At 55.1% G+C, this 21,606-nt stretch carries 16 protein-coding genes; 8 read left to right on the plus strand and 8 right to left on the minus strand.

Translation table 11 applies throughout. The features are described from left to right. The first annotated feature begins 30 nt into the window (after positions 1-30). The 4 genes from FA91_RS12980 (at position 31) to FA91_RS12995 (ending at position 5,558) form a co-directional block, all read left to right on the plus strand. The gene (locus FA91_RS12980; RefSeq protein WP_034916328.1) at positions 31-699 is read left to right on the plus strand and encodes a fimbria/pilus periplasmic chaperone; all 669 of its coding nucleotides are present in this window, start codon (positions 31-33) and stop codon (positions 697-699) included. Positions 700-737: 38 nt separating this feature from the next. After that, complete coding sequence (locus tag FA91_RS12985) at positions 738-3,227, plus strand: CS1-pili formation C-terminal domain-containing protein (RefSeq protein ID WP_082212589.1); 2,490 nt, start codon at positions 738-740, stop codon at positions 3,225-3,227. Positions 3,228-3,429: 202 nt separating this feature from the next. Beyond that, positions 3,430-4,881, plus strand: coding sequence for a hypothetical protein (locus tag FA91_RS12990; protein WP_051937160.1), 1,452 nt, complete (start codon positions 3,430-3,432; stop codon positions 4,879-4,881). After that, the gene (locus FA91_RS12995; protein ID WP_051937162.1) at positions 4,878-5,558 is read left to right on the plus strand and encodes a fimbria/pilus periplasmic chaperone; all 681 of its coding nucleotides are present in this window, start codon (positions 4,878-4,880) and stop codon (positions 5,556-5,558) included. Before FA91_RS12990 ends, FA91_RS12995 begins: the two co-directional genes overlap by 4 nt. Here the strand turns inward: FA91_RS12995 and FA91_RS13000 are convergent, their stop codons facing one another. Continuing rightward, positions 5,559-7,151, minus strand: a complete 1,593-nt coding sequence (locus FA91_RS13000; RefSeq protein WP_034916330.1) for a sensor domain-containing diguanylate cyclase — start codon at positions 7,149-7,151, stop codon at positions 5,559-5,561. A gap of 202 nt (positions 7,152-7,353) precedes the next feature. Next, positions 7,354-7,962, minus strand: a complete 609-nt coding sequence (locus FA91_RS13005) for a DsrE family protein (protein WP_034916331.1) — start codon at positions 7,960-7,962, stop codon at positions 7,354-7,356. A gap of 728 nt (positions 7,963-8,690) precedes the next feature. Here FA91_RS13005 and FA91_RS13010 point away from each other — a divergent pair. Beyond that, entirely contained in the window at positions 8,691-10,145 is a 1,455-nt protein-coding gene (locus tag FA91_RS13010; RefSeq protein WP_034916333.1) for a M48 family metallopeptidase, read from the plus strand. 56 nt (positions 10,146-10,201) lie between these two features. Here the strand turns inward: FA91_RS13010 and hda are convergent, their stop codons facing one another. The 3 genes from hda to upp form a co-directional block, all read right to left on the minus strand. Continuing rightward, the gene (hda, locus tag FA91_RS13015; protein WP_034916335.1) at positions 10,202-10,909 is read right to left on the minus strand and encodes a DnaA inactivator Hda; all 708 of its coding nucleotides are present in this window, start codon (positions 10,907-10,909) and stop codon (positions 10,202-10,204) included. 70 nt (positions 10,910-10,979) lie between these two features. After that, complete coding sequence (uraA, locus tag FA91_RS13020; protein ID WP_034916336.1) at positions 10,980-12,257, minus strand: uracil permease; 1,278 nt, start codon at positions 12,255-12,257, stop codon at positions 10,980-10,982. 66 nt (positions 12,258-12,323) lie between these two features. Further along, complete coding sequence (gene upp / locus FA91_RS13025) at positions 12,324-12,950, minus strand: uracil phosphoribosyltransferase (protein WP_034916338.1); 627 nt, start codon at positions 12,948-12,950, stop codon at positions 12,324-12,326. A 236-nt stretch (positions 12,951-13,186) separates the two neighbouring features. Here upp and purM point away from each other — a divergent pair, with 236 nt between their 5' ends. Beyond that, entirely contained in the window at positions 13,187-14,227 is a 1,041-nt protein-coding gene (purM, locus tag FA91_RS13030) for a phosphoribosylformylglycinamidine cyclo-ligase (RefSeq protein ID WP_034916339.1), read from the plus strand. After that, the gene (gene purN / locus FA91_RS13035) at positions 14,224-14,862 is read left to right on the plus strand and encodes a phosphoribosylglycinamide formyltransferase (RefSeq protein ID WP_034916340.1); all 639 of its coding nucleotides are present in this window, start codon (positions 14,224-14,226) and stop codon (positions 14,860-14,862) included. The genes purM and purN overlap by 4 nt, the downstream gene beginning before the upstream one ends. 35 nt (positions 14,863-14,897) lie before the next feature. On the opposite strand, the gene pstB is transcribed toward purN, so the two are convergent. Genes pstB through FA91_RS13050 form a run of 3 tightly spaced genes read right to left on the minus strand, consistent with a single transcriptional unit; the run spans position 14,898 to position 19,384 of the window. After that, complete coding sequence (gene pstB, locus FA91_RS13040) at positions 14,898-15,662, minus strand: phosphate ABC transporter ATP-binding protein PstB (protein ID WP_034916341.1); 765 nt, start codon at positions 15,660-15,662, stop codon at positions 14,898-14,900. Positions 15,663-15,674: 12 nt separating this feature from the next. After that, the gene (gene pstA / locus FA91_RS13045; protein ID WP_034916343.1) at positions 15,675-17,273 is read right to left on the minus strand and encodes a phosphate ABC transporter permease PstA; all 1,599 of its coding nucleotides are present in this window, start codon (positions 17,271-17,273) and stop codon (positions 15,675-15,677) included. Continuing rightward, positions 17,270-19,384, minus strand: a complete 2,115-nt coding sequence (locus FA91_RS13050; protein ID WP_034916345.1) for an ABC transporter permease subunit — start codon at positions 19,382-19,384, stop codon at positions 17,270-17,272. The genes pstA and FA91_RS13050 overlap by 4 nt, the downstream gene beginning before the upstream one ends. Positions 19,385-19,545: 161 nt before the next feature. Here FA91_RS13050 and ppk1 point away from each other — a divergent pair, with 161 nt between their 5' ends. Continuing rightward, positions 19,546-21,606, plus strand: coding sequence for a polyphosphate kinase 1 (ppk1, locus tag FA91_RS13055; protein ID WP_034916347.1), 2,061 nt, complete (start codon positions 19,546-19,548; stop codon positions 21,604-21,606).

Consider the following 21,606-nt stretch of genomic DNA (forward strand, 5'->3'; position numbering starts at 1 on the left):
CGACGGCAGCGTTTCCAAAGGAATGACATCGTGCTTCGCTATTTTTTTGTATTTTTTTTCTTTGTTATACCTTTCCCTTTAAAAGCAATAGACGTTGGAGAGGTAACCTCATTTATTTTTCCAACAACCCACGCGGTTGCCAAAGAGATAAAAAATACCGCGCATTCGGCACGTATGGTCAGTGTAGAAGTTGCACGACTCAGCTCCCCGCAAAAAGGAGGTAATATAATTCAAACAGAAACACCTGATGAATTATTAATGACGCCTTCGCGAATCTTATTGCAACCACAGTCAAGCGACATCGTTCGTTTTTATTATAATGGTCTAAATGATGACAAAGAGCGCTATTATAGAATTTACTGGACCGAGCAGGCTTTAACGGATGACAGTGTTTCATCTTCTCAAAAAAACGCAATTGCGACCACTTCGGTGCGAATTGGCACAATTCTGGTTGTTACGCCACGACAAGAAAATTTCTCCTGGAAATTCACCGGTGAAAAAGTTATCAATAACGGGAATGTCTCTTTCCGGTTAATTGCTTACGGCCCTTGCCTGCATCCAAAAAATGGACAGCATGAATGCAGAGAGAAACACAACATAATGCCTGGCGACAATCGTGCTTTCACTCGTGTTGATGTAAAAAGAAAACAATCGCGAATTGCTATATGGCACGGTAACGAGTTTATTTCTGTAAAGTAAATGTTACCTAAGTCATCACTTGCTAAGGGAATGCGGGCATGCTCAGGAATCAGTTTAATGTCTCTTATTTCCACTTAGTGATGGTGAGCTTGTCTGCCTGTATTCCCCTTAAGGGTAATACAGCGGCAAATAACGCTGCGATCGATCCGGTACGTATTAAAAACATTCTTATTCCCGGTGCGTTCCGACAGGCTTTACAGGAAGGGGTGGCGATCCCGGTGATGCTGTCTCTTGAAGGCAATCAAACAGAGAATAATCAGAAAGTCGCCAACGTCATGTTGGTGCTTCATAACGCTCAGTTTCGCATTGCACAGGTAGAAACCATTGAGAATCCGCAGGGTGCAAAGCTGACAGAGGAGATCACCACGCAGCTTGCCGCGCTGAAGAGCGTTGAATTTAACAACGACCTCAATATTGCCGTCGCCCCGGGCGCAACGCTTCATCTCGATCTGAAAAGTCTGACGATACGGCTTATTGTTCAAAAAAATGCCTTGAGCAGGCGGGAGCGCCCGCGTCACACTCTGCTTAATGCTGCTACCGTGCAAGATTTTACCGGTACAATCGCCTGGGACACGGGCCTGTACAATTCATGGCACAGCCATCAGCAATCAAATACCAATGGCTACCTTTCACTCAACAGCCTGCTAAGTAAGGGCGAAGATCATTTTAATGTGAATGGTTCGGTCTACGGCACGGATGATAAAAATTACGACGCCTTCCTTTCTCGCGCCATCTATGAACGCGACGTGGGTGGCTATCGCTTCGCAACCGGCATGGCCGATAGCTGGGATCTCCAGTCGCTGGGCAACGTGTCGGGCATCAACGGCGGTAAGGTTCTTGGTATCTCAATGGGTAATCACGCCGCGTCGCGTAACAGGATTGAAGGACAATCCCTGATACCGATTGAGGTTTTCCTGCCCGCTGCCGGCGAAGTGCATATTAAACGCGACGGAAAACTCCTCTCAATCCAGAATTTCCCGATGGGCAGTTTTGAGGTGGATACCCGTGCTCTGCCGTGGGGCGACTATGCCGTTGATGTTGAGATCATCGTTGACGGCAAACGGGTTTCCACCACCAGGCAGCAGCTCAAGAAACATTTTCTACGTCGCGGGATCGGCACACCTAAACTACTGTGGCAAACCTGGGGCGGGCTGCTAAAGCGTGAAGGCTGGCAGGACAGCAGCAGCAAAACCGACGACAAGACATGGATAGCCGGTGCTTCCGCCTCATCGCAATTGTCGCTGTGGCAGGTTATTGACTGGACGTTCAGCGCCTGGGGGTTTGCAAACGTCGGCGTAGCGGAAAGCACCCTTACGATGCCGCTGTATGAAAACGCCAGCATTACCATGCAAACGCTGAGCGCAACTGACCGCTCAACGCGCGCCATGCTTAGCGGTAATGTGTCCATTAACAGCCAGTTCAGCGTTTGGGCCAGCCATGAAAAAAGCACGCAGGGCAAATCGTTATCATTTGATGCCAGTAATGAGTTCGCCGTAGGCGGCACGCTGAATCTGCGCAGGCTGCTGCCGAAAGCAGGCGTTGTTAACGTCAGTTATCACCGCGACCGAAAGCATAACAATGCCTGGCATAATCTGGACTATAGCCAGTCTCTTTTCTCAGGCCGGTATGGCAACCTTTCAATGCGTATGGGAATGCAACACTACCGTTACCAAAACAGTGACAGTAGCGGGAAATACCTTGCCTTTGATTTCTCAATGCCGCTCGGTAAAGCCCTTGGCTTGGGCATGTCGCATCAAAACGGCTATACAACGGCCAATGTCAGCGCCAGCCAGACGCATAAAGAAGGCATTATTAACGCAACGGGTGTCAATATTGCCAGAGCGATCGGCGGTGATACCGGCCTCGATAAAACGCTGAGCGGCAGCGCCTATGCCAACTTTCAGGCGAAACAGGCCAGCGGCTCGCTGAACGTGAATAGTTCGGCGCGAGGTTATGTTAATACTAACCTTGTGGCCCACGGCGAAACGGCGTTCAGCGGCAAAAATTTTGCCATGAGCGGCGCCAACAGCGGGAGCGGTTCCGGCGTTATTGTCGAAACAGCTCTAACGGACGGTTCATTAACCGCACGCGTCAACGGACAACGTTTCAAAATCGACGGCATTAATAATTACATTCCGCTGTCGCCCTATCAGCATTATCAGGTTGAGTTGATGAACGATCGCAACTCAATGGCAAGTTATGACATCCTGAAGGGTCGCCAGCAGAGTTTTACGCTCTATCCCGGCAACGTAGTGGTGATGACCCCAGAGGTTAAACAGCGCGTGACGGTATTCGGTCGGCTGCGTTCGGCACAGGGGCAGTTGCTTGCCAACACGTCTGTCCATAATCACATCGGCAAAACCGTCACCGATGAACAGGGCGAGTTCAGTATTGATGTGGACAAACTTCACCCGTCAATTTTTATTTCAGATGCTTCAGAACGGCTTTGCGAATCGACATTAGATTTATCAGGCGCACAGGGCGTTAAGTGGATTGGGGAAATTATTTGTGAAAATAAGGCAAGCTAATATTAGACGGTTGGGTTTGATCGTTTTCACCATGTTGCTGTCATTGTGCATGGTATCGCCCGTATGGTCATTGACACCGGTTATTACCGCAGCCACCCATTCAAATTCATTTTTATTTGTCGAAAATAACCTCGACGACGACTACTTCATTACACCGATGAAAAGCCTTGACCCTCGCATGACCGGCTCAAGCAGTTGGACAATGTCGAAATGGCAGAGTGGTTCAATTGTTAACAAACAGCGGAGCCTTGGCTACATCAACAGCTATACGCACTACACGATCCCCAACAACCGAAACGTTGATATCTGGTTCGAGCAACCACCGGTCAACCGCGCCATTACCGGGCTGCGCTGCCTGATCGATTATGCAGGATGTCCGCCTGACAGCGGCGTAATTCCTGCGGCGTTGGTCGATAATGACGGTTTTTACAAAGCCAGAACCCCGTCCAGTGGTACGCGGTGGAATCACGGATTGATAAGCATGGCTTTTTATCAATTCCTGCGCGTTTTGCCCACCGGGGACACGTTCGAAATGATTATCAACAACTGCTGGACGGAAGAGGATTACGACGTTCATAACGGCGGCAGATGCAAAGACGCCACGCGGGGCTCCTGGTATCAGCAAAAGGTACAACACACGAAAAGCGCGCACCTGATTCTTAAGCCGACCAATTCGCTTTCAGAAGTGTTTATCGACTCTGAGGGTAACCCGACTATCGGCGAGGGCGGCGTGGAGTGTTTTAAGTACCGACAGTCGGGCGGCACGGCCTCAACGCGCGACGGCGTGGTATGCAAAATGCTGGATCTGTCCCTCACTATGGCAAACGGCAGCAGCAGCAGTTCTATTGCGTTTAGCCTCTCCGCAGAAGGATTAAGTTTCACCCCCAATAACGCTGCACTGCGACTTAGCTTCGACGGCAACAACTGGACGAACCTCAACGGCGATTTCAGCTTTTCGAAGCTGGCGTCATCAGGCAGTAAAGCGCTTTATATTTTTTTCTCAAACGCCTTTTTTAAAGAGCTGGCCGCAAGTGGTCTGAACTATATGGACAGCAGCCAGTTTCTTAAAATAAATATCACTAACAGCCTGACGCCTGAATCAGGTTTTTATGAGTTTCGACCATCGAATAAGATCCTTATTAAACCGAGAAACTTTGGCATCAGCATTATTTCCGATGCGTTCGCCATCTCTCCTCATAAAGATGGCCGCGTGGAATCAGGTGAGCCGCCGCTTGAGTTTGGCTACATCCTCACCACTAGCGGCAGAACGGAGGCGGACAAGGTTTCCGTGCAGGTCACCGGGCCTACCGGACGGGTTCTCAACAGCGATTACTGCCTGCTCAGCGCCAGGGACAATACCTTCCGCGTACCTTTCCCCGGCTTCCTGATCTTTACCCGTTCCGACGGTGCCGTTGAACGGCTGGCGCACAACTGCACCGAAAAATGGTTCGATATTACTCATGCGCTGTGGTCGCAAATCCCCTGGGATGACGTCAGCGGCGACACGGGTGTGATGAATAAAACCAGGCTGAAGCTGCAATTTCCAATGGATAATAGCGTTTCACAACGCACTACAGAGCTCGAATTTTGGGAAGGGATTGTTTCTGCATCGGGAGAAATTCGCGTTTCAGCCACCTGGCGGAATATAGAATGATGAGAAGGCTCAGCGCGACACTGCTGTTTCTCTGGCTCCCGGCGGAGGCCATCGCGATTGATATCGGCACGCTGACTTTTTCCATGCCGCCTGAAAAAAAATTCATCAGCAAACAGGTACATAATAATAATCACGCCTCGCGCGTTTATGCCATTTCCGTTACCGGCATTGACAGGCCGGGTAATAATGAAGTTAAAGTCCGGCCTGTCGATGGCGAGATAATGTATACGCCGCGCCGGCTGACGCTGGAAGCGGGACGAAGTGATAACGTGAGGTTTATTTACTCCGGCCCGCAGGATGATAAAGAGCGCTACTATCGCGTGACTTTCCGCGAAATACCGCTCGGCGTACTGATGACTGAACAGGTTACCCGTGGCGCAACGCTGGAACCGGTGGTGGCGCTGGAAGCGATTCTGGTTGTTCGCCCGCGCCAGATGCGCCTTAACTGGACCTACTCCGTCAGCGAAGGAACGTTGCTCAACAGCGGCAATACCTGGTTCAGGCTGATGGTGAAAAATGGCTGTAGCGGCAGCGATCAACTCGCTAAAAGCGTCTACCTGCGTCCGGGAGAAACTTTTCGCTCACCGTTGCTCAAGGGTAATAATAAAAAATTTATCGTCACTGAATCGCGCTTTATTCCGCTTGGCGCCGCCTGTTTTGATCAGGCGGCTCGCTGATTAATGCTGAACCGCTAAACGCGCTTCTGGCTGGCTGGTCACCACGCAGTTGCGACCGGCATTTTTGGCCTGATAAAGGGCATCATCAGCCAGTTTAAAGGCGCGCTCCAGCGGCATCTCATCCGCTGACCAGAACGCCACGCCAATTGAAATGGAAATATGCCCGATGGTTTCGAGCGTTAACTGCGCTATGTTTTCCCGCACGCGCTCGGCGATGTCCACCGCTCTGGCGCGATCGGCGCCGGGTAAAATGATTAAAAACTCTTCGCCGCCGTTACGGCATACGACGTCAGTCTGACGCGAACTTTTTGCAAGCTGCTGCGCCACGCTTTTGATCACGCTGTCGCCGATATCATGGCCCCAGGTGTCGTTGACCCGTTTGAAATGGTCGATATCCAGCGCCAGCACTGCAAAAGGCTGCCGCGTGGCGTTAAAGTACTCCAGCACCATATTCAGCCCGCGCCGGTTCAGCAGCGAGGTCATCGGGTCGGTTTGTACTTCAAATTTCAGGCGGCCAATTTTGTCCTGAAGCATGCCGATGCCGGTTAGCATCGCGCGCTTAATTTGTGACGCCTCATAGTACCAGGCGCGAATGCCGTTAATTTCTTTCGAGACGCCGGGCGCATCCATGTTGCTGGCTTTGCGTGCCAGCTGCCACAGCGGCAGCGCAATCAGTCGCGCCAGAATCCATGCGCACAGCAGCGTCAGCAGCGCAAAGGGAATCGAATGTTGGAGCACCTTCAACAGCAGGCTGCTGAGCGGCGCCAGCGTGGTCTGCGTCGGCTTGATTGCAACGATAGTCCAACCCGGCGTCGGCACCGTGGCATAACCGACCAGCGTCGATTCGCCGTCTGCCTGATCAATCTCACGCGAACCGTTGAGATCGCCAGGGGCGATACGATCGCCAATTATCGACGGAAGCTTTTCGCCGATCAGCTTGCCGTTCTGATGGTAGAGGACGCGATCGTTATCATCGACCACATAAAGCGACGAACCATCGCGATAGAACTGCTCGCCGAGCATTTCATTGACGATACTTTTTTTCTTTAAATAGATCGTGCCGCCAACGAACCCCAGATAGCTGCCGGTTTTTGACCAGACGGGCGTGGAAACGAGCACCACCAGATTTCTTGCCGCTGAGATATTGGGGCGGCTGATAAGCGGTTTACGCTGTGACAATGCCTGTTCGGACATGGGCGTACTTAACTGGATACCTTTCAGCCTCAGCGATTCAGGAGAGATCGCCCGGACCCAGCCGCTCGCATCGGCCACCACCACTGAATTGAAACTGTTGGTTTGCAGACGCAGGCGATCCACCTCGGCCTGAAGCGCCTGTTCATTATCCATCTCGCCGCTCAGCATTTTTGCGCTATAGCCCAACTGAGACTGGGCGAGCTGAAAAAACATTTCGGTGGTGGAGGCCAGCTTGGTGGCATAGACGCGATTGGACTCAAGCGTATTGGCAATCAGCACGTCGCGCTGTACCCGCCAGCTTGCATACAGCGAATTGGCCAGCGTAATCACAATGCTGGCAATGGCTAACAGCGTTATAAGCGTGCGCAAGTCCATTTTCAGGCGTTTACGCCTTAACATAGACTTACCTTATTTTGAATTATCATCATTCAGCGCCTTGCTATTGTTTATGCGCGTTTACTTTACAATGTCATGCCCTGGTAAAACACCTCCCGATTGTACACGTCTCGATAATTTTGGGAATATTCGGCCCTGTTTTGATCGCTAATAATTCGGCCCGCAAAGGCGGGCCGAAGAATTTATTGCAAGAAGCAGAAAAGCATTACATCGCGAGGAAGGCGTAACCTTTATTTTCAAGCGTTGCAACAGTCGTCGGGCTGGAGAGCGCATGCGTGACGGATTTATCAATCCAGTCATGCTGAAAATGGTGAAAAGCAACGGACTGGTCGCAGACCGATACGTCCACACCTTTCTCACGCAGTTCGCCAATCAGCTTAAGATTGGGATTATCGATACCGTAAATGCGTTTGTACTGCACGTTATTGAGCATGGCAGGCGTACCGTCTGCGGTCACTGAAACCACGAACTTGAGCTGGTCCACCGGCACGCCGGATGCCACATAGAGGTTAACCACGCGCGCAACACGCTCCAGACCCAGGTTGGGATCTTTCGGACTGTTTTCTGCACGGGTCACCTGAAAAACAATCTTGTTGCTGTCGCCCACCGCCGGTTTGTAAGCGGCATCCGCTTCGTAATGCGCTTTACCATAGCCTTCGATCGCTGGCGTGGTCCAGAATTCCTTAGGTTCTTCTTCAGGCTGGCTGCCTAAATGGTTGCTGATTTTTGCGACGACTTCTGGTGCCTGAGTAAAGCTTGCGCCGATAAAACCGGCTACGACTGCGATAAGAACATAGGTGACAACGGGACGCATATAACACTCTCCAAACGGTAAGCTGATAAAGGATTGGCCACACGAAGCGGCGAGGAGAGGATCTATATCACAGCAACGCGCGGTTGTTTCGCCTCTATTTTGCGTCAGTCGCTTCGTTAATTTCATAACGAAATTATTGATCACAATTAATATGTAGCTGCCCTGAATGCTGATTCAAAAGATATTTTTTGGTCAGTGCCATTTAAAAAAAATCGGAAGGGGTCAGAAGAGAAATTTGCGTTAAGAAATAACGGGTAAACGGCCTGCACAGCAGAAATTATTATATTCATACCCGGCCCTGGAACATTGGCAAAACTGATAAACCTGCCTGATGTAATTTACCCTTCGCAGCAGTACTTCATCCGGGGTCAATACGGCTTTTCAGACAATGCTTAATCAAAAAACATGCCAGAATCAATTTAATTGAATAAATTTACTAAACTTTAAAAAAATCTGTCGCTTATCCGGTTTTTATTTTTTCCAGAATGCCCGTCAACCGGTGCTTTACCCCACGTATATGCTAACGGGCGCCCTTTTTGTGGCCCCGCAAAACGTTCAGTTTTTTTAGCGTAAATCGCGTCAGCACGGCAATATCGCTCTTCACCCTCTTTCCCCTGGTGATTGCCCGCGGTTAAGATAAGGCGCGTCAACCGATCGACGCGGTTAAAACGCAGAACGTTATGGCCGGTTCCGGGTCAAAAGAGGAGTTGCTCACCGTGGGATCCCCGATGCTTAATCCATTAAAAAAAGGCGCCATCGCCTCACTGATCCTTTCTCTGCTGACCGCCTCGCTGCCGGTTTCTGCCGACCTGAGCGATAATCTGCCGGATATCGGCACGACGGCAGGCAATACGTTATCGGTTAATCAGGAACTGGCGATGGGCGATTTTTACGTTCGCCAACTACGCGGCAGCGCGCCGCTCATCAACGATCCTTTGCTGAATGATTACGTTAACCAGCTCGGCCAGCGCCTTGTCGCCCATGCCTGGTCGGTGAAGACGCCGTTTCACTTTTTCCTCATCAGTAATGATGAAATCAACGCCTTCGCCTTTTTCGGCGGCAACGTGGTGCTGCATTCCGCCCTGTTCCGCTATACCGAAAACGAAAGCCAGCTGGCATCGGTAATGGCGCATGAAATCTCTCACGTCACCCAGCGCCATCTGGCGCGCGCAATGGAGGCTCAACAGCGCAATGCGCCGCTGACCTGGGTTGGCGCGCTGGGTTCAATCCTGCTGGCAATGGCCAGCCCGCAGGCCGGCATGGCCGCGCTGAGCGGCACGATAGCCGGTACACAGCAGGGGATCATCAGCTTTACGCAGCAGAATGAGCAGGAGGCGGACCGCATCGGCATTCAGGTACTGCAACGCGCTGGTTTCGACCCGGAAGCGATGCCGAATTTCCTTCAGAAGCTGGCGGATCAGTCGCGCTTCTCCTCGAAGCCACCTGAAATGCTGCTTACCCACCCGCTGCCGGACAGTCGGCTTTCCGATGCGCGCAACCGCGCCAATCAGATGCCGCCCATCGTCGTGCAGTCCTCTCAGGATTTTTACATGGCGAAGGTGCGCATTCTCGGCATGTACGCCTCCGGCAGAAATCAACTTAGCGACGATCTGCTAGATACGCTGAGTAAAGGCAACAGCCGCGAGCAGACGGCGGCGCGCTACGGCAAGGCCGTGCAGTTTTTACAGGCCAAACGCTTTGACGAAGCAAAAAGAATTATCGCCCCGCTGCTGGCAAAACAGCCTGGCAACGTCTGGTATCTGGATCTGATGACCGATATCTGCATCGGCCTGAAGCAGCCGCGTGAAGCCATTACGCTGTTGCAGGCGGCGGGCGGTTCAAATCCGGTGGTACAGCTAAACCTGGCAAACGCCATGGTGGAAGCAAAACAGCCTGCCAGCGCCAGCAAGATACTTTATCGCTACACCTGGGCGCACAAGGACGATCCTAACGGCTGGGATCTGCTGGCGCAGGCGTCGCACGATCAGGGTCTTGGCGACGAAGAGCAGGCGGCCAGAGCGGAAAGCCTGGCGCTGAGCGGGAAGTTGGATCAGGCGATCCGTAGCCTGAGCGAGGCGAGCGCCGCCGTGCCGTTGGGCAGCCTGAAACAGGCGCGCTACGATGCGCGTATCGATCAGCTACGGGATCTGCAAAAACGCTTCCGCCCGTATCAGCGCTCATAAACGTCAGTAGAAGGCGTGATTTACTTCCCGTCACGTTGCACAAGCGCCACCAAACGCTAGAGCGCCAGCGCCTCTTTGACGAAGGGAATAGTCAGCTTGCGCTGTGCGCTAATCGAGGCGCGATCCAATTGATCGAGCGTGGCGAAAAGCTGACGCATCTCGCGGTCCACTCTTTTCAGCAGAAAGCGGCCCACGTCTTCCGGCAACTCAAAACCGCGCAGCTTCGCACGTAGCTGAAGCGCCTGCACTTTGTCGTCGTCAGAGAGCGGATGAAGACGATAAATCTGTCCCCAGTCGAGCCGCGAGGCGAGATCCGCTAATGTAAGATTCAGCTGGCGCGGCGGACGATCGCCGGTGATCAGCAACCGCGTACGTCCACTTTCAAGAATGCGATTGTAGAGGTCGAAAATCGCCATTTCCCAGGGATCGTCACCGGCAATGCATTCAATATTATCAATGCAGACCAGCGCCAGCTGCTCCATGCCGTCGAGCACTTCCGGCACAAACCAGGTGCGCTTATCCAGCGGCACATAGCCCACCGCTTCACCCCGCGCCGACAGCTCGGCGCAGGCAGCATGAAGCAGATGGCTACGCCCTCCGCCCTCTCGCGACCAGAAATAAAGATAACTGCCGTGCTGCTGGTGAAGCGCGCCCTGAAGCGCGGCAAGCAGGGATGGGTTTTCTCCCGGCCAGAAACTGGCGAAGGTTTCGTCATCGGGTAAATAGAGTGGCAGCGATAGCTGAGCCGGCGTGTTCAGAAGCACCTCGGTGTCGATCGGGCAAAATCCGGCAAAAGTTTACCACACCTTTGCCGGGAGATTAAACGACGTGTATTCAGCCGCGATCGTCAGGATCGAGCACGGTTTCTTCCGGCCTGAGCAGGCTGATAACCTTGAAGATCAGGCTCAGTGAAATACCGACAACGGTTGCCAGCGCCATGCCCTTCAGCTCGGCCGCACCAATATGTATGGTGGCACCACTGACGCCAATAATCAGGATCACCGAGGTCAGGATCAGGTTTTGCGCCTTGTTATAATCAACTTTGGATTCAATCAGGACGCGAATACCCGAGGCGGCAATAACGCCATACAGCAGCAGTGAAACCCCGCCCATCACCGGCACCGGCACCGCCTGGATCGCCGCCGCCAGCTTGCCCACGCAGGAGAGCAGAATAGCCAGCACCGCCGCGCCGCCAATCACCCAGGTGCTGTAAACGCGGGTAATGGCCATCACGCCGATATTCTCTCCGTAGGTTGTGTTAGGCGTTGAGCCAAATAAACCGGAAAAAACCGTTGAAATGCCGTTGGCAAACATGGAGCGATGCAGGCCCGGATCTTTCAGCAGATCTTTTTTGACGATATTCGCGGTAACCACCAGATGCCCGATGTGTTCCGCAATTACCACCAGCGCGGCGGGCAGCACGGTAAGCATGGCGAACCACTCAAAGCGCGGCGTGTAGAAGGTGGGCAGCGCGAACCAGTGCGCGGCGGTAACCGGCGCCCAGTTCACCATGCCCATGAACCACGAAAGCGCATAGCCCGCCAGCACGCCGATCAGGATTGGGATGATAGCCAGAAAACCGCGAAACAGCACCGAGCCGAAAACCGTGACCGCCAGCGTTATCATTGAGATCAAAATGGTTTTGCCATCCGCTGGCGCGCCGTTAGCAGGCAGCAGCCCTGCCATATTGGCCGCCACGCCCGCCAGTTCAAGGCCGATGACGGCAACGATGGCGCCCATCGCCGCCGGGGGAAACATCACGTCCAGCCAGCCCGTACCGGCCTTTTTCACAATCAGCGCCACCACGCAAAACAGCACGCCGCAAAGAATAAAGCCGCCCAGCGCCAGTTCATAGCCTAACGGCAGCAGCAGCAAAACCGGCGAAATAAAAGCGAAGCTCGAACCCAGATAAGCCGGGATTTTTCCCTTACAGATGAAGAGGTAGAGCAGTGTGCCAATGCCGTTAAACAGCAGCACCGTGGCCGGGTTGATATGAAATAAAATCGGCACCAGCACCGTTGCGCCAAACATCGCAAAAAGATGTTGAAAGCTGAGCGGAATCGTTTGCAGCAGCGGTGGTCTTTCGCTTACGCCAATTGCGCGACGCGTCATCGTATTCCCCTTATTGATTTACCCTGAACATTAAAAAGCCGACTCTTCGGTCGGCTTCCTTTTATTTTATTTCGTCCCGAAAATCTTATCGCCCGCGTCGCCCAGGCCGGGAATGATATAGCCTTTCTCGTTGAGGCCTTTATCGACCGAAGCGGTATACAGCTCCACGTCCGGGTGCGCTTTCTCCAGCGCGGCGATGCCCTCCGGCGCCGCAACCAGCACCAGCACTTTAATACTGACGCAACCGGCCTTTTTCAGCAGGTCGATGGTGGCGATCATTGAGCCGCCGGTTGCCAGCATCGGGTCAACCACCAGCGCCATGCGTTCTTCAATATTGGATACCAGCTTCTGAAAATAGGGCACCGGCTCCAGCGTTTCTTCATCGCGATAAACGCCCACAACGCTGATACGTGCGCTGGGTACGTGTTCCAGAACGCCCTCCATCATGCCGAGACCGGCGCGCAGAATCGGCACCACGGTAATTTTTTTACCTTTGATCTGCTCAATCTCCACCGGGCCATTCCAGCCTTCGATGGTGACTTTTTCAGTGGCTAAATCAGAAGTGGCTTCATAGGTCAGCAGGCTTCCCACTTCGGAGGCAAGTTCACGGAAACGCTTGGTGCTGACGTCATGTTCACGCATCAGGCCCAGTTTATGTTTGACCAGCGGGTGTTTGACTTCCACGATCTTCATTTTTTGTACTCCCCCGAGTAATAGGCTGCCAAAAAAAATCGCGAGATTATAGCGCCATTTTTCCGCTGCGCCCTATGACTTAATGTAAGTTATACGCGATCTTTTCCAAACTTCGCACGGTGATGAGGAAATTTTCATCGCCCAACGCAGGAGGACAGATGGCACTCGCAAACGTTTGCCTGCGCTGGTAGAATTGCCGCGCCTTATTTCTTTACCACCATCGCGGGGATTTCGCAGTGACCGACAACACCTCTCTCAGCTATAAAGACGCCGGCGTAGATATCGATGCGGGCAATGCGTTAGTCGATCGTATTAAAGGCGTGGTGAAAAAAACGCGCCGTCCGGAAGTGATGGGAGGGTTAGGCGGTTTTGGCGCACTTTGCGCGCTGCCGCAAAAATACCGCGAACCGATCCTGGTCTCCGGCACTGACGGCGTTGGCACCAAACTGCGCCTGGCGATGGATCTCAAACGTCACGACGCCATCGGGATCGATCTGGTCGCCATGTGCGTCAACGACCTGGTGGTACAGGGCGCCGAGCCGCTGTTTTTCCTGGATTACTACGCCACGGGCAAACTGGATGTTGATACCGCTGCCAGCGTGATTACCGGTATCGCCGAAGGCTGTTCGCAGTCCGGCTGTGCGCTGGTCGGCGGCGAAACGGCGGAAATGCCCGGCATGTATCACGGCGAAGACTACGACGTGGCGGGTTTTTGCGTCGGCGTGGTGGAAAAGTCAGAAATTATCGACGGCAGCAAAGTGCAGGACGGCGATGTGCTGATCGCGCTGGGCTCCAGCGGCCCGCACTCTAATGGCTATTCGCTGGTGCGTAAAATTCTTGAAGTCAGCAACACCGATCCTGAAACCACGCAGCTCGACGGTAAATCTCTGGCCGATCACCTGCTGGAGCCTACCCGTATTTATGTAAAAAACATCCTCAGCCTGATCGAGCAGGTGGACGTGCACGCCATTGCTCACCTGACCGGCGGCGGCTTCTGGGAGAATATTCCACGCGTGCTGCCGGACAACACCCAGGCAGTGCTGGAAGAGTCGAGCTGGCAGTGGCCGGCAGTGTTTAGCTGGATGCAGCAGGCGGGCAACGTCAGCCGCCATGAGATGTATCGCACCTTTAACTGCGGCGTCGGCATGCTGATCGCCCTCAGCCCTGACGAGGCGGATAAGGCAATCGCACTGATGACGCAGGCGGGTGAAAAGGCCTGGAAAATCGGCGTGATCAAGGCCTCTGATGCCGATGAGCGCGTGGTTATCAACGCATGATGCGGCTGGTTGTGCTGATTTCGGGCCAGGGCAGTAATCTTCAGGCTATTCTTGATGCGTGTCAGCAGGGTCGGGTGGCTGGCCGCGTGGCCGCCGTGTTCAGTAACAAAGCCGACGCCTTCGGGCTTGAGCGCGCGCGCGCGGCGGGCGTTGCGGCGCACGCGCTGTCCGCTGCGGAGTTCGCCGATCGCGAAGCCTTTGACCGGCAGCTGATGCAGGAGATCGACGCTTACGCGCCCGATCTGGTGGTACTGGCGGGCTACATGCGTATCCTCAGCCCGGCATTTGTTCAGCGCTATGCCGGGCGCATGCTCAACATCCACCCTTCCCTGCTGCCGAAATATCCGGGTCTGCACACTCATCGCCAGGCCATCGCCAACGGCGATGATGAGCACGGCACCTCGGTACATTTTGTCACCGACCAGCTTGATGGCGGCCCGGTGATCCTTCAGGCGAAGGTGCCGGTCTACCCGGATGATACGGAAGACGAAGTGAACGCACGCGTTCAGCATCAGGAGCACGCCATCTATCCGCTGGTGGTGGGCTGGTTTACGGAAGGACGCCTGGCGATGCGGAACGACGCCGCCTGGCTTGATGATAAGCGCCTGCCGCCGGAAGGCTACGCGTGGGAGTGAACGCACTGAAAGCGAATCGTTGATTCGCTTTTTTTTCAGCCGTAGCGCCCGGAAATATAGTCTTCCGTCCGACGCTGCCTGGGCGCGGTGAACAGCACGTCGGTTTCGCCCGCTTCCACCACGCTTCCCTGATGCATAAAGACGGTATAATCCGAGACGCGCGCGGCCTGCTGCATATTGTGGGTGACCAGGATCAGCGTGAACTGCTCTTTCAGCGTCTGCATCAGCTCCTCAATCACCAGCGTGGTGATGGGATCAAGCGCCGAAGTGGGTTCGTCAAGCAGCAGCACCGCAGGCGCAATGGCAATAGCCCGCGCAATCACCAGCCGCTGCTGTTGCCCTGCCGACAGCGTCATCGCGTTTTGCCACAGCTTATCTTTTACCTCCGGCCACAGGGCGGCAGCGCGCAGCGCCCGCTCCACCGTCTCGTCGAGCACGCGGCGATCGCGCACGCCCTGAAGGCGTAGCCCGTAGACCACGTTCTCATAAATCGTCTTCGGGAACGGATTCGGCCGCTGAAACACCATGCCAATCCGGCGGCGCAGTGCCGGAAGATCGAGGTTGTTTGCCATAATTGACTGCTGTTCGAGAAGGATATCCCCCTCAACGCGGCAGTCGACAATAGCGTCGTTCATACGGTTAAAACAGCGCAGAAGCGTGGATTTCCCGCAGCCGGAGGGGCCGATCAGTGCGGTAATGCGGTTCTTCGGTATCTGCAAGCTGATGGCGCTCAGCGCCTGCTTATCGCCATACCACAGCGACAGATTATCCAGCGTCAGGGCAATGTCCGGTTCGTTCAATCAGGCGCTCCTTCAGTTCATCAGCGTGCGGTAACGTTCGCGCAGACGGTGGCGCAGCACCATCGCCAGCAGATTCAGCGCAAGAATAATCACCACCAGCAACAGCGCGGTGGCGAAGACCAGCGGGCGATCTGCCTGCGCGTTGGGGCTTTGAAAAGCCAGATCGTAGATCTGAAAACCCAGATGCATAAACTTACGGTCCAGATGCAGCCACGGGAACACGGCGTCCACCGGCAGCTCCGGCACCATTTTCACCACGCCCACCAGCATCAGCGGTGCCGTTTCACCCGCCGCGCGCGCCACGGCGAGGATCAGGCCGGTCAGCATAGCCGGCACCGCCAGCGGCAGCGTCACTTTCCATAACGTCTCCGCCTGCGTCGCGCCCAGCGCCAGCGAGCCCTGCCGCAGGGAAACAGGAATACGCGACAATCCCTCTTCGGTGGCGACGATCACCACCGGCAATGTCAACAGCGCCAGCGTCAACGATGCCCAGAGCAGCCCCGGCGTACCGAAGGTTGGCGCGGGCAACGTAGCGGAGAAGAACAACCGATCCAGACTCCCGCCCACCAGCCAGACAAAAAAGCCGAGGCCAAACACGCCGTAGACAATCGAGGGCACGCCGGCCAGATTGACGACGGCAATACGCACCAGCCGCGTCATCAGGCCGTTCCCGGCGTATTCATGCAGCCAGATGGCGGCCACCACGCCAAGCGGCATTACCATTACCGACATCAGCAGCACCATCAATATGGTGCCGAAAATCGCCGGAAACACGCCGCCGTCGCCGAGACTGTCGCCGGGCGAGTCGCTGACGAAGTGCCAAATCTGCTGCCCGAAGTGCTGCCACTTTTCGCCATAGCTCATCGCGTTGGGATGCCAGGCCGCAAGAATTTGACTTAGCGGAATACGATGCTGTTGACCGTCGGCATCGCGCAGGATCAGCACGGTACTGTCGCTTTCGCGCTTGAGTTCCGCCAGCCGTTCGGCGCTGCGGGAAAACTGGCGCTTCAGCTCCGCGCTGTCGGCCTGATGAATCGACTCGTCCTGAGCCGTATACTGATTCGCTTTTTCCAACCGCTCACGCGCCTCGGCAAGCTGTTCAAGCTGGTTATTCACCTGCGCCATGCCAACGCGCCGGATCGCCTCCGCGCGCGATTGCCGCTCACGCGTTTCTCTGATGCGCTGCTGAAGCTCTGCCATCATGTCGGTCGCCACCAGCGGCTGACCATTTTCCAACAGCGCATCCAGCCAGCCGTAAGCCATCCCGCCCGTCCGACGCTGCAATACGATGGCGCCGGCAGGCTGCGTCTGGCGCAGGATTTGGCTGCTGGTCACGTTATGAAAGTCGACGCCGTCGATATCGCGGTTGCCGGTTTTGAGCAGATAGCGGATTTCCTGATGATCGTTTTGCTCCTGCTGCGCAATCTCGCCAAGCATCTGTACAATCCCGGCGGGCTGCTGCACGGTAAAAAGCGTGACGGGATGCGGCCAGAAGTAGCGCAGCCCCTGCCAGCCAAGCAGAAAAACCAGCAGCATAAAGGCCAGCAGGCAGACGGCCACCGCGCCGCCGGTCAGCCAGCGCCAGCGATGGTTATTCGTCATCGCGCTCATCCCTGCACCTCATAGCGCTTTCGCAACCGCTGACGGACAAGCTCCGCCAGCGTGTTCACAATCAGCGTAAACACCAGCAGCACCAGCGCGCTTAAAAACAGTACCCGGTAGTGGGCGCCGCCCGCCGCCGCCTCCGGCATCTCTATCGCCACGTTCGCCGCGAGGCTGCGCACGCCTTCGAGAATGCCGCCGTCGGTCACCGGCGTGTTACCGGTTGCCATCAACACGATCATCGTTTCGCCCATCGCGCGGCCAAAGCCAATCATCAGCGCGGCGAAGATCCCTGCCGCCGCGCCCGGCAGCACCACGCGCGTCAGCGTTTGCCACTGCGTCGCGCCAAGCGCCAGCGAACCCTGCCCCAGCGAGGCCGGCACGCTGAAAATGGCATCTTCCGCCAGGGTGAACACGATCGGCACCAGCGCAAATCCCATAGCCACGCCAGCCACCAGGACGTTGCGCTGCGGATAGTCGCCGCCAATGACGCTCGCGCCAAACAGCTGCTGCTCCAGCCACGGCACGGCAATCAGACAAAACAGCGCGGTAACCAACAGCACCGGCAGCAATATCCACACTTCACGGCCTTCCGCGCAAAACCGCGCTCGCCAGCTCGGCGGCAGGCGTACCGAAAGCCAACTGCACGCCAACAGTACGCCCGCCAGCAGCAGCGGTAGCAGCAAAACGCCGGAGAGCCTGTTCGCCAACTGCGGCGCCAGCCAGATGCCGGCCACCAGGCCAATCACCACGCCCGGCAGCGCGCCCATCATCTCAATGGCGGGTTTGACCCAGCGACGCAGCCCCGGCGCCATAAACCAGGCGGTGTACATGGCCGCCGCCAGCGCCAGCGGCGTGGCAAACAGCATCGCCAGCCCCGCCGCCTTCAGCGTGCCGGTGACCAGCGGCACAAGACTGTATTTGCCCTGATAGTTATCATCAGCGGAGGTGGACTGCCAGACGTAATCCGGCGAGGGATAGTGTTCGTACCATACTTTCTGCCACAGGCTGCGCAGGCTGATATCCGGCCAGGGATTTGACAGGGTCAGATGCTGCCAGCGGCCCTGCCGCTCAATAAGCATGCCGTCGCCGCGCGGGGCAAAAACCGCGCTCAGAATACCGGGCGTCAGCTGGCGGGAGAAAATCACGCCAGCCTGTTTACTGGCGAACAGGGAAAGCTCGCCATTGTGACCGAGCGTGGCGAAAACGCGCCGTTGTGATTCGCTGAACAGCAGCGGCTGCGCTTTGCTACCGTCAAAATAGCGAATTTTGTGCAGGCGCGGCCCGTTTTCGCCCGCGATATCAAACCACTGCGCCACGCCCTTATCGTCTGTCACCAGCAGGGAGCTGCCGCCGCTCAGCAGGCTGATATGCTGCGGCGCGGGCGACAGCGTATGCGCCTCGCGCAGCAGGATACCCGACGTACCGATTTGCCAGACGCGTAGTATGTTGCCGGAGAGCGTAAACAGCTGTCGTCCGTCCGGCGTCAGTAAAAGCTGGCGGGTGTCGGCGCTGTCCACGCTCCAGACGGTTGCGGGACGGTTGGGTTGAAACTGCTGAATGACCATGCGCTTGCTGTCCGCCTGCGCCACCAGCCAGCGCGCGGGTTCTGGATGCGCCACGCTGGTCAGCGCATCCGACGCCAGCGCCAGCGTAAGCGGTGTGTCGCCCAGCGGAAATTTCCAGCCAGGCTGGCGATCGTGGAAATCAGGCTCCACCACCACCATGCCGCGGGCATTTTGCAGCAGCACGCTCAGGTTATCGGCAGTGGTGACGGCGTGTTGTGCGTCGGGCAGCAGCGTGATCGGCGGCGCGGGCGGCTGTGCATCCAGCGGGATAAAGCGCCCCTGCCCCTGATTATCAATGCGCCACCCCCATTTCTGCTGTGCATCCATGCCCAGCGCCACAACGGGCCGCGCCTGCCAGAGCGCGATTTCGCCGCGACTGTAAAGCGTTGTCGAGGAGAACAGCGGCACAACCACCCATACCAGCCAGACAAACAGCAGCAGCATCACCGCCAGTACCAGCAACCCGCAGGCCATCACGCAGCGGCGCGTCAGACGGTCTGCCCATTGACGGCGGCGATCGTTAAACTGAGCGGGAATGGGGGTCGGGTTCATGCTTATTGTCGCTTTCCTGTGCGCTTTTAGGCGCTATGTTGCCCGTATGTGGTTAATAAGACAATCCATAATGTCCATTGGACATTGTTGCCATACTCTCGCCATAATTGAGCGAGACAATGGGCGGTCTTAAGCGCGTTGCATCTGCGAATGGAGTAAAAATGGGTCAGGAAAAGCTGTATATCGAAAAAGAGTTGAGCTGGTTATCCTTTAATGAACGCGTGTTGCAGGAAGCCGCTGATAAAACCAATCCGCTGATTGAACGCATGCGTTTTCTCGGCATTTATTCCAATAATCTGGAAGAGTTTTATAAGGTTCGCTTCGCCGATTTAAAACGCCGTATCCTGATTGGCGAAGAACAGGGTACGCCTAACCCACCGCGTCATTTGCTCAAAAAGATTCAGGCGCGGGTGCTGAAGGCCGACCAGGAGTTCGACGGGCTGTATAACGATCTGCTGCTGGAGATGGCGCGTAATCAGATCTTCCTGATCAACGAACGACAGCTCTCGCCCAATCAGCAAAGCTGGCTGCGACACTATTTCAAACATCACCTGCGCCAGCATGTCACGCCCATTTTAGTGAATCACGACACGGACCTGATTGAATTCCTGAAGGATGACTACACCTATCTTGCCGTCGAAATTATCAGCGCTGATACCATTAGCTACGCGCTACTGGAAATTCCGTCCGATAAGGTGCCGCGCTTCGTCAATTTGCCGCCGGAAACGCCGCGCCGCCGCAAACCGATGATCCTGCTCGATAATATCCTTCGCTACTGCCTCGGCGACATTTTCCGCGGCTTCTTCGATTACGACGCGTTGAATGCCTATTCAATGAAGATGACCCGCGATGCGGAATACGATCTGGTGACCGAGATGGAATCCAGCCTGCTTGAGCTGATGTCGTCCAGCCTGAAACAGCGCCTGACCGCCGAGCCGGTGCGCTTTGTTTACCAGCGCGATATGCCGGATGCGATGGTGGAAATGTTGCGTAAAAAGCTGAACATTTCTAACTATGATTCCATTGTTTCAGGCGGCCGCTATCACAATTTCAAAGACTTCATCACCTTTCCGAACGTCGGCAAAGCTAACCTGGTGAATAAACCGCTGCCGCAGCTGCGCCACATCTGGTTTGACCGCTTCCGCAACGGCTTTGACGCCATTCGCAACCGCGACGTGCTGCTCTACTATCCTTATCACACCTTTGAACACGTGCTGGAACTGCTGCGTCAGGCGTCATTCGATCCCGCCGTACTGGCGATAAAAATCAATATCTACCGCGTGGCGAAAAACTCACGCATTATCGATGCGATGATCCACGCCGCCTATAATGGCAAAAAAGTGACGGTGGTGGTCGAGCTTCAGGCCCGGTTCGATGAAGAAGCAAATATTCACTGGGCCAAGCGGCTGACCGAAGCGGGCGTGCACGTCATTTTCTCTGCGCCGGGCCTGAAGATCCACGCCAAGCTGTTCTTAATTTCACGTCGTGAAAACGGTGAAATCAATCGCTATGCGCACATTGGCACCGGCAATTTCAATGAGAAAACCGCCCGCCTCTATACCGACTATTCACTGCTGACCGCCGACGCGCGCATCACCAACGAGGTGCGGCGCGTGTTTAACTTTATTGAAAACCCGTATCGCCCGGTTTCTTTTGAGCACCTGATGGTGTCGCCGCAAAACTCGCGGCAGATGCTTTATCAACTGATCGATAATGAGATCGCTAACGTGCAGCAGGGCATTCCGGCGGGCATTACGTTGAAGATCAATAACCTGGTGGATAAAGGCCTGGTGGATCGTCTTTATGCCGCGTCAAGCGTGGGCGTGAAGGTGAATTTGCTGGTGCGCGGAATGTGTTCGCTGATCCCCAATCTTGAAGGCATCAGCGACAACATTCGGGTGATCAGCATCGTGGATCGCTATCTCGAACACGACCGCGTTTACATTTTCGATAACGGCGGCGACAAAAAAGTCTTCCTCTCTTCCGCCGACTGGATGACCCGCAACATCGATTACCGCATTGAAGTGGCGGTGTCCATCCTCGACCCGATTCTGAAACAGCGGGTGCTGGATATCATTGCGATCCTGTTCAGTGATACGATCAAGTCGCGCTTTATTGATAAAGAGTTGAGCAATCGTTACGTTCCGCGCGGCAACCGCCGCAAGGTGCGCGCCCAAATGGCTATCTACGATTACGTTAAAACGCTGGAACAACCTGAATAA

Origin of the sequence: Erwinia sp. 9145, from assembly GCF_000745075.1 — a bacterium.
GTDB lineage: Bacteria > Pseudomonadota > Gammaproteobacteria > Enterobacterales > Enterobacteriaceae > Erwinia > Erwinia oleae.

Coding starts and splice junctions, on each gene's coding strand:
- FA91_RS12990 (WP_051937160.1), top strand. CDS start 3,430: ATGTCGAAATGGCAGAGTGGTTCAATTGTTAACAAACAGCGGAGCCTT.
- pstA (WP_034916343.1), bottom strand. CDS start 17,273: ATGAGCGCGATGACGAATAACCATCGCTGGCGCTGGCTGACCGGCGGC.
- FA91_RS12985 (WP_082212589.1), top strand. CDS start 738: ATGCTCAGGAATCAGTTTAATGTCTCTTATTTCCACTTAGTGATGGTG.
- purN (WP_034916340.1), top strand. CDS start 14,224: ATGATGCGGCTGGTTGTGCTGATTTCGGGCCAGGGCAGTAATCTTCAG.
- FA91_RS12995 (WP_051937162.1), top strand. CDS start 4,878: ATGATGAGAAGGCTCAGCGCGACACTGCTGTTTCTCTGGCTCCCGGCG.
- uraA (WP_034916336.1), bottom strand. CDS start 12,257: ATGACGCGTCGCGCAATTGGCGTAAGCGAAAGACCACCGCTGCTGCAA.
- FA91_RS13010 (WP_034916333.1), top strand. CDS start 8,691: ATGCTTAATCCATTAAAAAAAGGCGCCATCGCCTCACTGATCCTTTCT.
- FA91_RS13005 (WP_034916331.1), bottom strand. CDS start 7,962: ATGCGTCCCGTTGTCACCTATGTTCTTATCGCAGTCGTAGCCGGTTTT.
- ppk1 (WP_034916347.1), top strand. CDS start 19,546: ATGGGTCAGGAAAAGCTGTATATCGAAAAAGAGTTGAGCTGGTTATCC.
- upp (WP_034916338.1), bottom strand. CDS start 12,950: ATGAAGATCGTGGAAGTCAAACACCCGCTGGTCAAACATAAACTGGGC.
- FA91_RS13050 (WP_034916345.1), bottom strand. CDS start 19,384: ATGAACCCGACCCCCATTCCCGCTCAGTTTAACGATCGCCGCCGTCAA.
- FA91_RS13000 (WP_034916330.1), bottom strand. CDS start 7,151: ATGTTAAGGCGTAAACGCCTGAAAATGGACTTGCGCACGCTTATAACG.